Origin of the sequence: Pseudomonas sp. SED1 (assembly GCF_034044025.1) — a bacterium.
Classification (GTDB): domain Bacteria; phylum Pseudomonadota; class Gammaproteobacteria; order Pseudomonadales; family Pseudomonadaceae; genus Aquipseudomonas.
Map to the genome: position 1 here is coordinate 1 of NZ_JAXCIS010000019.1, position 12,788 is coordinate 12,788.

Consider the following 12,788-nt stretch of genomic DNA (forward strand, 5'->3'; position numbering starts at 1 on the left):
ACGCCGAGCCACAGCGAGGCGCCGACAGGCGGGGCAGAGCGTTTTGGTTACTTTTGCGCTTTTCAAAAGTGACCCGCTGTAAGAGCGGAACCATAAGCCGCCGTTACCTAAATAACGGATATACACACCAAAAGCGTCAAAGCTGAAACCGCCCCCGCTCATGCTCATACAACGGCCGCACCAGCGAAAACTCCTGGTCAATCTCGTCCACCAACCCCCCAAGGTCCGCATGCACAGGCTTGGCCGACGTATCCTCGAGCAACTGACAAAGCTCAGCCAAGCGCACCGCCCCAAGGTTACCGCTGCTCCCCTTAAAGCTATGCGCAATCCGCCCCAACGCCTTGGCATCATCACGAGCCCTGCGCAACGCCTCTACCCGCTTCTGCGAGTCATCGAGAAACGTGTCGAGCAACTTCGGATACTCACCCTCCATGACCTCCTGCAAGCCAGTCAGCACATCGGGGTCCAGATGAATCTCTGCCACTTGTTCGCTCCTTGATCAAGAATCGGCGGATTATGCCAGAGCCTTCCATGAAAACTCCACGCACACACACCGCCCGCCGTCCGACCAGCCTACCTGGCTGCTCAACTGCCGCACTAGGCTCAACCCCCGACCAGACAGACGGTCAACATCCAGCGGCCTGGCCAGCACCGCCTCCACATTAAACCCCGGCCCGCTGTCCTCGATCCGCAAGGTCAGACAACCACCCTCCCCGGTCGGCACTACATCCAGGTGCACCCGCACAAACCCGCTGTCCAACCGCGCCAGCCGCTCATTACGCTCACGGTAATACGCCGCAAACCCCTGAGCATCACGCTTGAGCCGCGAATCCAGCCCCAGCACCCCATGCTCCAGGGCATTGGAATACAACTCAGCCATCACGCTATACAACGCCCCGCTCTGCTCCCGCAGCCCATGGATCTCCAACAGCAGCTGCAACAGATACGGCAACGGGTTGTAGGACTTGAGCGTCTCGGCACGAAACTCAAAGCTCACCGACCAATCCAGCGGCGACGACTGGCCACTGTCGGAATACACCACCGACGGCGAACGCAATGGCTCACCCGCCTGCAGGCTGATCTCCACCATGCTGACGTCATCACGCACTTCGCCACGAAAAGCCGCCAGGGCTTGCTCAATCTCCTCGAACAACCGGTCCGGCTCACGGTTGGCCGCAAACACTTGCTGCAAACGCTCGGCGCCAAACAGTTGCTCATGGACATCAGCGGTATCCAGCACGCCATCCGACAGCAGAAACACCCGGTCGCCCAGCGCCATCGGCCAGACTTCAGTGCGGTCATCAAACGCCTCGGCCGCCAATACGCCCAACGGCAAATGCCGCGACACCAGCGGCGTGCGCTTGCCGGTGGCGATGTCATGCACATAACCCTCGGGCATGCCGCCGTTCCACACCTCCACAACGCGGCGCTGGGCGCTGAGGCACAGCAAGGTGGCGCAGCAGAACATGTCCACCGGCAGGATGCGCTTGAGCTTGGCGTTCATCTCCCGCAGGGTCTGCGCCAGGCCGTAGCCCTTGGCAGTCATGCCGTAGAACACTTCCGCCAGCGGCATCGCGCCGACCGCCGCCGGCAAACCGTGGCCGGTAAAGTCACCCAGCAGCACATGCATATCACCCGATGGCGTGTAGGCAGCCAGCAACAGGTCACCGTTGAACAGCGCGTAGGGCGATTGCACGTAGCGAATATTCGGCGCGGCATTGATGCAGCCGGAATGCGCGACCTTGTCGAACACCGCCTTGGCGACCCGCTGCTCCTGCAGCAGATAGTCGTGGTGCCGGGCGATCAGGTCGCGCTGCTGCAACACCGTGGCCTGCAAGCGACGCAGGCGGTCCATGGCGTTAATCTTCGCCGCGAGGATCACCTGGTTATAGGGTTTGGCCAGGAAGTCGTCGCCGCCGGCATCCAGGCACCGGGCCAGGGCTTCGCTCTCGCGCAGGGAAGTCAGGAAGATGATCGGCACCAGCGCCTCCCCCGCCAGTTGCTTGATCTGCCGGGCCGCCTCGAAGCCATCCATTACCGGCATCAGTGCGTCCATCAACACCAATTGCGGCCGCTCGCGGATGAACACTTCCACAGCTTCCTCACCGTTGCTGGCGGTCAGTACCTGGTGGCCCTGACGACGCACGATGCTCGACAGCAATAGCAAATCGGCGGCGCTGTCTTCGGCGATCAATACCGTCAGCGCCTCAAGGACCGGGGCCAGGACGCTCAAGTGAGATCGAACAGTTTGTCGAAGTTGGAGATGGCGAGGATCTTGCGCACGTCGGAGTTGCTGTTGACCACCTGCACTTCGGCATTGTCACCGCCGGCATGGTCCCGCAGCAGCAGGAGCATGCCCAGGGCCGAGCTGTCCATGTAGGTGGTTTCCTTCAAGTCCACCACGTAGATCTCGGGCACCTTGTAGAACTTTTCGTAGGCATCACGAAAAGCCTGGTGACTACCGAAATCGAATCGCCCCTTAACGGTGATCGTCGCTTTCTTCCCATCCAGGGACACTTCTGATTCGACTGACATACGACTGCTTCCTTGTCATTGGCAATGTGCAACAAGGTTTAGCAGGTGATGGGGAAGTGGGCAACTCCATGTAGGAGCGAGCTTGCTCGCGAAGAACGCAAGACCAGCGCGTAAATCCTGATTGCCCCGCGTTATCGTTGACGACCTTCGCGAGCAAGCTCGCTCCTACAGGGGACTGCGGCGCGGTTAATACTGGCTCTGACGCGGCAGGCGCTGGGACAGCTCATCAAGCAGTTTCTGTTCGCGCTTGTCTTCCAGTGCGCGGGCTTCGTCGATGTAGCGTTGCACCAGTTTGCGCAGGCCTTCGACCCGGGCGTAGGCCTGTTGCCAGCTGTCGCGGGCCTTGTCGACGTTCGCCTGGTGCCACGCCAGGCTCTGGCGCTGTTGGCCGACGGCGGTTTCCAATTGATTGAGAAAGCCCTGGTAACCCATCAGCCATTGGCCGGAGACGCCCTTGCTGCCGCGCTCGATCCACTGTTGCTGATACTCGCCGCGAAAGCGCTCCAGGTCGCCCAGTTTGCTTTCCGCCAGGCGAACCTGGCCCTGGAAGTAACCCAGGCGCTGGACGGCGGTTTTTTCAGCTTTTTCGGCCATGTCCACCACCGGGGCAAGGCGTGCGGCGCGGGTATTGGCCATGGTTTATCCGCCGGGTGCCGGAGCGAAGATGCTACCCAGGTGCGCCTCGCTCTCACCCATGCTGATCTTGTCGTTGAGGCCTTGGCGCAGGTAGGTCACCAGTTGCGGTTGCAGGGCGATCGCCAGGTCGGTCTCGCGATCACCACCGGCCACGTAGGCACCCACGCTGATCAGGTCACGGCTCTGTTGATAGCGCGACCACAGCTGTTTGAAGTGCTGCGCCCGCATCATGTGCTCAGGCGTGACCACCGACGGCATCACCCGGCTGATGGAGGCTTCGATGTCGATGGCCGGGTAATGCCCTTCCTCGGCCAAGCGCCGGGACAGCACGATGTGCCCGTCGAGCACGCCCCGCGCCGAGTCGGCAATCGGGTCCTGCTGGTCATCGCCCTCGGAGAGTACGGTGTAGAACGCCGTGATCGAACCGCCACCGGCTTCAGCATTACCGGCACGCTCCACCAGCTTGGGCAGCTTGGCAAACACTGACGGCGGATAGCCCTTGGTGGCCGGCGGCTCGCCGATGGCCAGGGCGATTTCCCGCTGGGCCTGGGCGAAACGGGTCAGGGAGTCCATCAGCAACAGGACGTTTTTGCCCTTGTCGCGAAAATATTCGGCAATACGTGTGCAGTACATCGCGGCACGCAGGCGCATCAGTGGTGCGTCATCCGCCGGTGAGGCGACCACCACTGAACGCTTGAGGCCTTCTTCACCGAGGCTGTGCTCGATGAATTCCTTCACTTCGCGGCCCCGCTCGCCGATCAGCCCCACCACGATGATGTCGGCCTCGGTGAAGCGGGTCATCATGCCCAGCAACACCGACTTACCCACGCCGGTACCGGCGAACAGGCCCAGACGCTGGCCGCGGCCCACCGTCAATAAACCGTTGATGCTGCGAATGCCCACGTCCAGCGGCACGCTGATGGGGTTGCGCTTGAGCGGGTTGATGGTCGGGCCGTCCATCGGTACCCAGTCTTCAGCCTTCATCCCGCCCTTGCCGTCGAGGGCACGGCCAGCGCCATCCAGCACCCGGCCGAGCATGCTCATACCCATGGGCAGGCGACCGGTATCGGCCAGCGGCACCACGCGAGCGCCGGGCGCGATGCCGGCAACGCTGCCGACGGGCATCAAAAATACTTTGCTGCCGGAAAAGCCCATCACTTCGGCTTCGACCTGCACCGGGTGGTAGCTGTCGTCGTTGATCACCATGCAGCGGCTGCCCATGGCGGCGCGCAGGCCTTCGGCTTCCAGGGTCAGGCCGACCATGCGCAGCAGGCGGCCCTCCAGGATCGGCTGGCCCGGCAACTCGGTGACTTCGGCATAGCCACCCAGGCGCTTGGCGAAGCTGGTGCGATCAAGGCGCATCGGGGGTGTCCAGCTCGACGCTCAAGTCCGGCTCTGCCGGGTGCAGCGCCTGCTCGTGCAGTTGATCAAACAGCTTGGCCATGATCTGGGTGATTCGGGTTTCCACCGTAGCGTCGATGCGGCTGTGTTCAGTCTCGACCCGGCAACCACCGGGCAGCAGCGCGGCGTCTTCGACGATGCGCCAGGTTTCTTCATGGCGCTCGCGCAGGGCTTTGACCTGCTCGAAATCCTGGGGATTGATGTACAGCCGCACATTACCGACGCCCAGAGGCAGCAGCTTGAGGGCTTCGCGCATCACGCTTTCGATTTGCGTGGAGTCCAGGGCCAATTCGCGCTGAATCACTTGGCGAGTGATGTGCTCCACCAGCCCGACCATGGCTTTTTCGATCTGCGAATCCTGCTCGGCGATGGGCTCGAACAGGCTGCCCATCAGGGTTTCCAGGCTGGCGAGCTTGACGCTCAGCGCCGCCTCGGCTTCCTGGCGGACCTTGAGGGTGGTGCTGCGAAAACCGTCTTTCTCACCAGTGGAAAAACCTTCGTTGTAGGCTTCCTGACGAATGCTTTCGAGCTCTTCCAGGGTCAGTGGCTGGACTTCTTCCAGCGGCACTTCTTCCATCTCGGCCGGGGTTTCTTCTACCGGCTCGGGCTCTGGCTCCGGGCGATGCGGGTCGAAACTGGGCAGCGACCAGACGTCGAACCCTCCGACGTCCCGCGCGCGAATCAGATCGCTGGGCGTCTCATCTTTGTTCGACATGCGCGGCGCCTTAAATCATTTCTTCGCCGCCCTTCCCACCGAGAACGATTTCTCCGGCTTCGGCCATACGGCGGGCAATGGTGAGGATTTCTTTCTGCGCAGTTTCCACGTCGCTGACGCGCACCGGGCCCTTGGCCTCGAGGTCGTCGCGCAACAGTTCGGAAGCCCGCTTGGACATGTTCTTGAAGATCTTTTCCTTGACGCCTTCGTCCGAACCCTTGAGGGCCAGCACCAGCACGTCGGAGGAGACTTCACGCAGCAACGCCTGGATGCCACGGTCGTCGACATCGGAGAGGTTGTTGAACACGAACATGAGGTCTTCGATCTGCACCGACAGGGTATCGTCGATCTCGCGGATCGAGTCCATCAACTGGCCTTCCACCGAGCTGTCGAGGAAGTTCATGATGTCGGCCGCACGCTTGATGCCACCCAGGGTGGTACGCGAAGCGTTGGAGTTACCCGAGAACTGCTTCTCGAGAATCGTGTTCAATTCTTTCAGGGCCGCCGGCTGTACGGTGTTCAACGACGAGACGCGCAGGATGATGTCCAGGCGTACCTTGTGGTCGAAATGGCCGAGCACTTCACCGGCCTGGTCGGGGTCGAGATACGCCACCACGATCGCCTGGATCTGCGGGTGTTCGTAGCGGATCACGTCGGCCACGGCCCGCGGTTCCATCCACTTCAGGCTGTCGAGGCCGCTGGTGTTGCCACCCAGCAGGATGCGGTCGATCAGGCCGTTGGCCTTGTCTTCGCCCAGGGCCGAGGTGAGCATCTTGCGAATGTAGCTGTCGGAGCCGACGCCCAGGCTGGTCTGGTCGCCGACGATCTCGACGAACTCGCTCATCACCTGCTCGACTTGCTCGCGGTGCACATTGCGCATTTGCGCCATGGCCACGCCGACACGCTGAACCTCTTTGGGCCCCATGTGGCGCAGCACTTGGGCGGCGTCGGTTTCTCCAAGGGACAGCAACAGCACGGCGGCTTTGTCGACCCGGGAGAGTTTGGCTACTGCAGCTCGGCTATCACTCATCTGCGTTAATCCACTCTTTCACGACTTGGGCCACACGACCCGGGTCTTCGGCCACCAGGCTCTTGATTGCGTTCAACTGAGCGTCATAACCCTCGCTCGGGCTCGGCAACAGAATGCTTTGCGGGCCACCGAGGCTCACGCGGTCGTTGGCCAGTTCGCCATCGAGGCCGCCCATGCCACCCAGTTCGACGTCGCCACCGGCCAGGGCCAGTTGTTTTTTGCCGTGACCGGTAATGTTGTTGAGCACCGGACGCAGCACGCCGAACACCAGCACCAGGATGAACAACACACCCAGCACTTGCTTGACGATGTCCCAGAACCACGGCTGAGTATAGAACGCTGCCTCGGCAATCACCTCGCCCCGCTCGGCGGAAAACGGCATGTTGATTACGCTGACGCTGTCGCCACGGCTGGCATCGAAGCCCACCGCGTCCTGCACCAGCCGGGTGAAGCGCGCCAATTCGTCGGCGCTCCACGGGGCACGGGTGACGGCGCCGTCGGCGGCGTTGATCTTGACTTGATCATCCACGACCACCGACACCGACAGGCGATTGATCCGGCCCTGCTGCTGCTTGGTGTGGCTGATGGAGCGGTCGAGCTCGAAGTTCTTGGTGGACTGGTTGCGCTTGTCGGCCGGGTACGGCGCGAGCATTGGCTGGCCGGTAGCCGGGTCCATGATCTGCTGACCGTTGGCGTCCAGCAGCGGCTGGCCAGGTTGCACCGCGCCTGCGGTAGCAGCGGCGCCACCGGTGGTTTGCGGAGCAGTGGCCGGGGTTGGCGGCTGGTTGCTCAGGGCACCCGGCACGCCTTGCGGGCCATTGCTGGCGGTACGTTGTTCAGTGGTCGATTGCTCGCTGCGCAGGGCCGGCTGGTCCGGGTTGAACTGCTCGGAGGTGGATTCGACGGCGCTGAAGTCCACGTCGGCCGACACTTCCGCCTTGTAGCGATCATTGCCCAACACCGGTTGCAGGATGTTGTGCACGCGCTGGGTCAGCATGCTTTCCATGCGACGGCTGTAGTCGAACTGCTTGCCGGCCATGGTCAGCGAAGAGTTTTCCGCGAGGTCCGACAGCAGGTTGCCCTTCTGGTCGACCACGGTGATTTGCGACTTGCTCAATTCGGGAACGCTGGTGGCCACCAGGTTGATGATCGCCAACACCTGGCCAGGCTCCAGGGAGCGGCCAGCAAACAATTCGACCAGTACCGAAGCGCTGGGCTTGCGTTCATCGCGCACAAACACCGAGCTTTTCGGAATCGCCAGGTGCACACGGGCGCCTTTGACGTTGTTCAACGCAGAAATGGTGCGCGCCAGTTCGCCTTCCAGGCCACGACGGTAGCGGGTGGCTTCCATGAACTGGCTGGTACCCAGGCCCTGGTCCTTGTCGAGGATTTCAAAACCGATGTTGGCGTCGGACGGGGTGACGCCGGCTGCCGCCAGTTTCATCCGTGCACGGGCCACATCATCGGCCTTGACCAACAGGGCGCCGGAATTCGGTTCGACGGTGTAGGCAATGTCTGCCGCCGCCAGGGTTTCCATGATCTGCTTGGAATCCATGCCCGCCAGGCTGCCGTACAGCGGACGGTAATCCGGTTGCTGTGACCACAGCACCACGGCAAAACCAATCGCCACGCTGGCAGCCAGGCCGACCATCAGGCCCACCTGACGCAGCATGGTCATCTCGGAGAGGTTTTCCAGGAACGACAGGCCGAACAGCGGCGGCTTGCCGTCTGCCTTGGCGGGTGCGTTATCCACGACTGCTTCTGCCATGACTCAAATCGTCCTTAAACCGGCATCTGCATGATGTCTTGATAGGCTTGAACCAGCTTGTTGCGCACCTGGGTCAAGGCCTGGAATGAAACGCTGGCTTTCTGCGAAGCGACCATCACGTCGGTGAGGTCCACGCCGCTTTTGCCGATCTCGAAGGCGGTCGCCAACTGACTGGATGCCTGCTGGGTATCGCTGACCTTGTTGATGGCCTGGCCGAGCATGTCGGCAAAGCTGCTCTGGCCCAATTCCGGCACGGCTTGCGCGGCGGATTTCGGTTGGGCCATGGCATCCATTTGCATGGACCGCATATCCAACATCAACCGATTGAACTCAACACCTTGGCTCATGACCTTCTCTCTCCGACGACCCGCAATTTTTTGACACTACACAGCGCTTACAGGGGTGGTAGCAACAAGGGTGCCAGCTCCGTGGCATTCTGTAAGAAAAGGCGACTGGCCCTGTCGGCTTCGAGGATTTTCAGGTGGCGTAGAGGTAGGCTTCCACGTCCATCCCGGCATCGCGCATCTGCGCCAGCTTGTAGCGCAAGGTGCGCGGGCTGATGCCCAGGCGCTCGGCGGCCTCTTTGCGGCGGCCGCGCTCGGAGCGCAAGGTGTCGATGATCATCTGGAATTCGCGGCGGCGCAGGTCGTCGCCCAAGGCACCGGCCGACTCGGCAGGCGCGGCTTCGATCTGTGGCGCGGCCGCCAGGCTCGGCAACGGCGCCGCGCCGGTGCCCATGGCCAGGCAGAAGTCCTGGGGCTGGATCAAGCCGCCCTGCTGCAAAATCAACGCACGCTGGATCGCATTGTCCAGTTCCCGCACGTTGCCGGGCCATGGGTAGCTGATCAGGCAGGCCTGGGCGTCGGCCGACAGGCGCGCCTGGGCATGCTTCATTTTATTGACGTGTTTGCTCAGCAGGCGCTCGGCCAGCGGAATAATGTCTGCCGGGCGCTCGCGCAACGGGCGCCAGGCCAACGGGAACACCGAGAGACGGTAGAACAGATCCTCACGGAAGCGCCCCGCCGCCACTTCGCCCGCCAGGTCGCGGTTGGTGGTGGCCACCACACGGATGTCCAGCTGGATCGGCTTGCGTGCGCCCACCCGCTCCACTTCGCGCTCCTGCAATACCCGCAGCAATTTGGCTTGCAGGCCAAGGGGCATTTCGGAGATTTCGTCGAGCAGGATGGTGCCGCCGTCGGCCTGTTCGAACTTGCCGGCCTGGGCGGCGATGGCGCCGGTGAACGAGCCTTTTTCATGGCCGAACAAGGTGGCTTCGAGCATGTTGTCGGGGATGGCCGCGCAGTTGATCGCAATGAACGGCTGGCTGGCACGATGGGATTGCTGGTGGATGTAGCGCGCCAGTACTTCCTTGCCGGTGCCGGACTCGCCGGAGATCAATACGGTGGAGTCGCTGCGGGCGACCCGGGCCGCCAGCTCCAGCAATTGCGCACTGGCCGGTTCGAAGGCAATCGGGCCTTCGCCGTCGGCGGCGCCCAGGGTGCCGAGGGCATGGCGCGCGACCAGCTCGATCAAGGCTTTGGGCTCGAAAGGTTTGACCAGGTAATCCGCAGCGCCCTGGCGCATGGCGTCGACGGCGCGCTCCACCGCACCGTGGGCGGTCATCAACAGCACCGGCAATTGCGGCTGGCGCGCACGCAACAAGCCGAGCAATTGGTGGCCGTCCATGCCCGGCATGTTCACGTCGCTGACCACCAGGCTGAAGGACTCCTGCTCCACTGCCTCCAAGGCTTCTTCGGCAGACCCTACCGCCCGGTAGTCATGGCCCGCCAGCAACAGCGTGTCAGCCAATGCTTCACGCAGGGCGCGATCGTCTTCAACCAATAAAACCTTGATAGCCATGACCTTTTACTCCGCGCTGACGGCGCATGAAAACAGCGGCAGCGTGATCAACGCGCACGTGCCGCGACCCAACCGGGAATGCAGCTGCAATTCTCCCTGATGGGCACGGGCGACTGCCTTGACCACGGTCAGGCCCAGGCCGGTACCGTTGGTTTTGGTGGTGAAAAAAGGTTCGCCGAGGCGTTGCAGCACCACCGGGTCAATCCCGCTGCCACTGTCGCTGATGCTCAGGCGCAGGGTGTCGCCACGGTTGTACAGGTGAACCTTGAGCCGCGCCCCGGGGCCGCTGGCCTGGGTCGCGTTTTCGATCAGGTTGAGCAGCGCGCCTACCAGCGTGTCGCGGTTGCACAGCAACTCGCCGTGATGGCTGTCGCACTGCCAACGGACTGACGCTTCCTGGATATGGGTGGCGGCTGCGGCTTGCAGGGACTGCATCAACACGGCCGGGGTGACGCGATCGGTCAGCGGCAATTCGCCGCGGGCAAACACCAGCATGTCGCGCACTTGATGCTCCAGCTCGTGCAAACGCTCCTTCAAGCGACCGGCAAAACGCTGGTGAGTGGCTGCCGGCAACTGCTCATCAGTCAAATGACTGGCGTAAATCAGCGCAGCGGACAACGGCGTACGAATCTGATGGGCCAGGGAAGCGACCATCCGCCCCAGGGACGACAGGCGCTCGTGGCGTGCCAATTGGTCTTGCAGGTGGCGGGTTTCAGTCAGGTCGTTGAGCAACACCAACTGGCCGGGCTCGGCGTCCAGGGAACGGGTGGCGATGGACAAGCGGCGCCCGTCCTTGAGAGAGATTTCGTGGCCGTCGTCTTCCCGCGGCGCAAAGCAGCGGGTGATGACTTCGCGCCACAGCTCGCCTTCCAGCGGCAGGCCCAGCATGTCGCAGGCGGCCGGGTTGGCTTCGCGCACGCGGCCCTGGTCGTCGATAACGATCACGCCACCGGGCAACAGGTCGAGGAGGTTTTGCAGGCGGTTGGCCAGGCGCTCTTTCTCGGCCAGCTCTTCCATGCGCTGGGCGCTGACCACCGCCAACTCGCCTTTAAGCTCGGAAACCCGCGCTTCCAACAGGCTGTAGGAGTCAGTCAACTGGCTCGACATCTGGTTGAACAGGGAAAATGCCTGTTCAAGCCCAAGGCGGCTGATCTGCTCTACGGAGGGGGCAGGCCCCTGAATGTCAGGGACCGAAGATAGTTGGGCGGCGTGGGGCATCATGCTCTCTCGCTTGGCTGACCGTCAGTTAAACGGAACGTTGCGAGTGCTGTAGCAATACCCGTGCCGAAAAAAAACCGCTGATTAATCAGCGGCTTGAAAAACAGGCGTCAATCATCCGCCTGTTCATCACCTTCTTTGCGGCTCATGCCGTACTTGCGCATCTTCTCCACCAGGGTGGTGCGACGGATGCGCAGGCGTTCGGCGGCACGGGCGACGATGCCGTTGGCGTCGTCGAGGGCCTGTTGAATCAGGCCTTGTTCAAGGCTACCGAGGTAGTCTTTCAAGTCCAGGCCTTCCGGCGGCAGCATGGCGGTGGAACCGAGGTCCGGCGTATGGCCGTTGATTGCCACGCGCTCTTCCAGGTCGCTGCGCAGGCTGTCTACCAACTGCTCGTCTTCGTCGTCGACGTAGCGGAATTTCTTCGGCAACTCGACCACGCCGATCACCCCGTACGGGTGCATGATCGCCATGCGCTCCACCAGGTTGGCCAGCTCGCGGACGTTGCCCGGCCAGCCGTGGCGGCACAGGGACATGATCGCCGCCGAGTTGAAACGGATCGAACCGCGCTTTTCGTGTTCCATGCGCGAGATCAGTTCGTTCATCAGCAGCGGGATGTCTTCGACGCGCTCGCGCAGGGGCGCCATTTCGATCGGGAATACGTTGAGGCGGTAGTACAGGTCTTCGCGGAAGCTGCCGACCTCGATCATGCTTTCGAGGTTTTTGTGGGTGGCGGCAATGATGCGCACGTCGACGCTTTGGGTCTTGTTGCTGCCCACGCGCTCGAAGGTGCGCTCTTGCAGAACCCGCAGCAGCTTGACCTGCATCGGCAGCGGCATGTCGCCGATTTCGTCGAGGAACAGGGTGCCGCCGTTGGCCAGCTCAAAACGCCCGGCACGGCTGGTGATCGCCCCGGTAAAGGCGCCCTTCTCGTGGCCGAACAGTTCGCTTTCCAGCAGCTCTGCGGGAATCGCTCCGCAGTTGACCGGCACAAATGGCCCGTCGCGGCGCTTGGAGTGGTAATGCAGGTTGCGCGCGACCACTTCCTTGCCGGTGCCGGACTCGCCGAGGATCAGCACGCTGGCATCGGTGTCGGCGACTTGCTGCATCATCTGGCGCACGTGCTGGATCGCACGGCTGGTGCCGACGAGGCTGCGGAACAGGTTGGGTTCGCGGTGACGGCCACGCTCGCGGGCCTGGTCGTACATCTCGCGGTAGACCTGGGCACGGTGCAGGGAGTCGAGCAATTTGCTGTAGCTGGGAGGCATTTCGAGGGTGGAAAGGACACGACGGCGCTGGTCTTCCGGCAGGTCGACAGAAGAAATATCGCCCATTAGCAACACCGGAAGGAACTCATCCCAGGTTGACAGTGTCTTTAACAAGCCCAGAACGGCGCCGGGAGCGCTAACCGTACCGATCAGCACGCAAATGACTTCACGACTCGACGACAAAGAGCTGACCGCCTGCTGCCAATCATGGCTGCCGCAGGGTAGATTTTCTTCGCCAAGAAAATTCAGGATCACCGCCAGATCGCGGCGCCGAACGCTATCGTCATCGATCAGCAGAATTTTGGTTTCACGCCACATGCAATAGCAACTTCCCTAGTAAAACTTAATGCCCTCGAG

Annotated in this window: 12 protein-coding genes; all 12 read right to left on the minus strand. The window is 62.2% G+C overall.

The genetic code is table 11. The annotated features are described in order from the left end of the window. Window positions 1–136: 136 nt before the first annotated feature. Window positions 137–484, minus strand: coding sequence for an Hpt domain-containing protein (locus SNL23_RS02460; protein WP_076015153.1), 348 nt, complete (start codon window positions 482–484; stop codon window positions 137–139). Between the two features lie 30 nt (window positions 485–514). After that, window positions 515–2,233, minus strand: a complete 1,719-nt coding sequence (locus tag SNL23_RS02465; RefSeq protein ID WP_318301515.1) for an ATP-binding SpoIIE family protein phosphatase — start codon at window positions 2,231–2,233, stop codon at window positions 515–517. Further along, window positions 2,230–2,535, minus strand: coding sequence for an STAS domain-containing protein (locus SNL23_RS02470; protein ID WP_076015151.1), 306 nt, complete (start codon window positions 2,533–2,535; stop codon window positions 2,230–2,232). Before SNL23_RS02470 ends, SNL23_RS02465 begins: the two co-directional genes overlap by 4 nt. A 186-nt stretch (window positions 2,536–2,721) precedes the next feature. Next, window positions 2,722–3,171 (minus strand): flagellar export protein FliJ, encoded by a 450-nt coding sequence (fliJ, locus tag SNL23_RS02475; RefSeq protein WP_076015150.1) that lies wholly within the window; start codon window positions 3,169–3,171, stop codon window positions 2,722–2,724. Between the two features lie 3 nt (window positions 3,172–3,174). After that, window positions 3,175–4,533 carry a flagellar protein export ATPase FliI gene (gene fliI, locus SNL23_RS02480; RefSeq protein WP_167663648.1) on the minus strand — a complete coding sequence of 453 codons (1,359 nt, stop codon included), beginning with the start codon at window positions 4,531–4,533 and terminating at the stop codon, window positions 3,175–3,177. Beyond that, window positions 4,523–5,287 carry a flagellar assembly protein FliH gene (gene fliH, locus SNL23_RS02485; protein WP_076015148.1) on the minus strand — a complete coding sequence of 255 codons (765 nt, stop codon included), beginning with the start codon at window positions 5,285–5,287 and terminating at the stop codon, window positions 4,523–4,525. Before fliH ends, fliI begins: the two co-directional genes overlap by 11 nt. A 10-nt stretch (window positions 5,288–5,297) precedes the next feature. Continuing rightward, the gene (gene fliG, locus SNL23_RS02490; protein ID WP_017477457.1) at window positions 5,298–6,317 is read right to left on the minus strand and encodes a flagellar motor switch protein FliG; all 1,020 of its coding nucleotides are present in this window, start codon (window positions 6,315–6,317) and stop codon (window positions 5,298–5,300) included. Beyond that, window positions 6,310–8,085: a flagellar basal-body MS-ring/collar protein FliF gene (gene fliF / locus SNL23_RS02495; RefSeq protein WP_076015147.1), complete on the minus strand. Its 1,776-nt coding sequence runs from the start codon at window positions 8,083–8,085 to the stop codon at window positions 6,310–6,312. Before fliF ends, fliG begins: the two co-directional genes overlap by 8 nt. 14 nt (window positions 8,086–8,099) lie before the next feature. Further along, on the minus strand, window positions 8,100–8,432 hold the full coding sequence (gene fliE / locus SNL23_RS02500) for a flagellar hook-basal body complex protein FliE (protein ID WP_076015146.1): 333 nt from the start codon (window positions 8,430–8,432) through the stop codon (window positions 8,100–8,102). Window positions 8,433–8,562: 130 nt separating this feature from the next. After that, complete coding sequence (locus SNL23_RS02505; RefSeq protein WP_076015145.1) at window positions 8,563–9,945, minus strand: sigma-54-dependent transcriptional regulator; 1,383 nt, start codon at window positions 9,943–9,945, stop codon at window positions 8,563–8,565. Between the two features lie 6 nt (window positions 9,946–9,951). Further along, window positions 9,952–11,163, minus strand: coding sequence for a sensor histidine kinase (locus SNL23_RS02510; protein ID WP_318301521.1), 1,212 nt, complete (start codon window positions 11,161–11,163; stop codon window positions 9,952–9,954). A gap of 110 nt (window positions 11,164–11,273) precedes the next feature. Beyond that, window positions 11,274–12,749, minus strand: a complete 1,476-nt coding sequence (locus SNL23_RS02515) for a sigma-54 dependent transcriptional regulator (RefSeq protein ID WP_076015144.1) — start codon at window positions 12,747–12,749, stop codon at window positions 11,274–11,276. Window positions 12,750–12,788: the final 39 nt, after the last annotated feature.

What these genes read in the sequence shown, in the direction of transcription:
- SNL23_RS02470 (WP_076015151.1), bottom strand. Translation starts at nt 2,535, where the DNA reads ATGTCAGTCGAATCAGAAGTGTCCCTGGATGGGAAGAAAGCGACGATC.
- fliJ (WP_076015150.1), bottom strand. Translation starts at nt 3,171, where the DNA reads ATGGCCAATACCCGCGCCGCACGCCTTGCCCCGGTGGTGGACATGGCC.
- fliI (WP_167663648.1), bottom strand. Translation starts at nt 4,533, where the DNA reads ATGCGCCTTGATCGCACCAGCTTCGCCAAGCGCCTGGGTGGCTATGCC.
- fliH (WP_076015148.1), bottom strand. Translation starts at nt 5,287, where the DNA reads ATGTCGAACAAAGATGAGACGCCCAGCGATCTGATTCGCGCGCGGGAC.
- fliG (WP_017477457.1), bottom strand. Translation starts at nt 6,317, where the DNA reads ATGAGTGATAGCCGAGCTGCAGTAGCCAAACTCTCCCGGGTCGACAAA.
- fliF (WP_076015147.1), bottom strand. Translation starts at nt 8,085, where the DNA reads ATGGCAGAAGCAGTCGTGGATAACGCACCCGCCAAGGCAGACGGCAAG.
- fliE (WP_076015146.1), bottom strand. Translation starts at nt 8,432, where the DNA reads ATGAGCCAAGGTGTTGAGTTCAATCGGTTGATGTTGGATATGCGGTCC.
- SNL23_RS02505 (WP_076015145.1), bottom strand. Translation starts at nt 9,945, where the DNA reads ATGGCTATCAAGGTTTTATTGGTTGAAGACGATCGCGCCCTGCGTGAA.
- SNL23_RS02510 (WP_318301521.1), bottom strand. Translation starts at nt 11,163, where the DNA reads ATGCCCCACGCCGCCCAACTATCTTCGGTCCCTGACATTCAGGGGCCT.
- SNL23_RS02515 (WP_076015144.1), bottom strand. Translation starts at nt 12,749, where the DNA reads ATGTGGCGTGAAACCAAAATTCTGCTGATCGATGACGATAGCGTTCGG.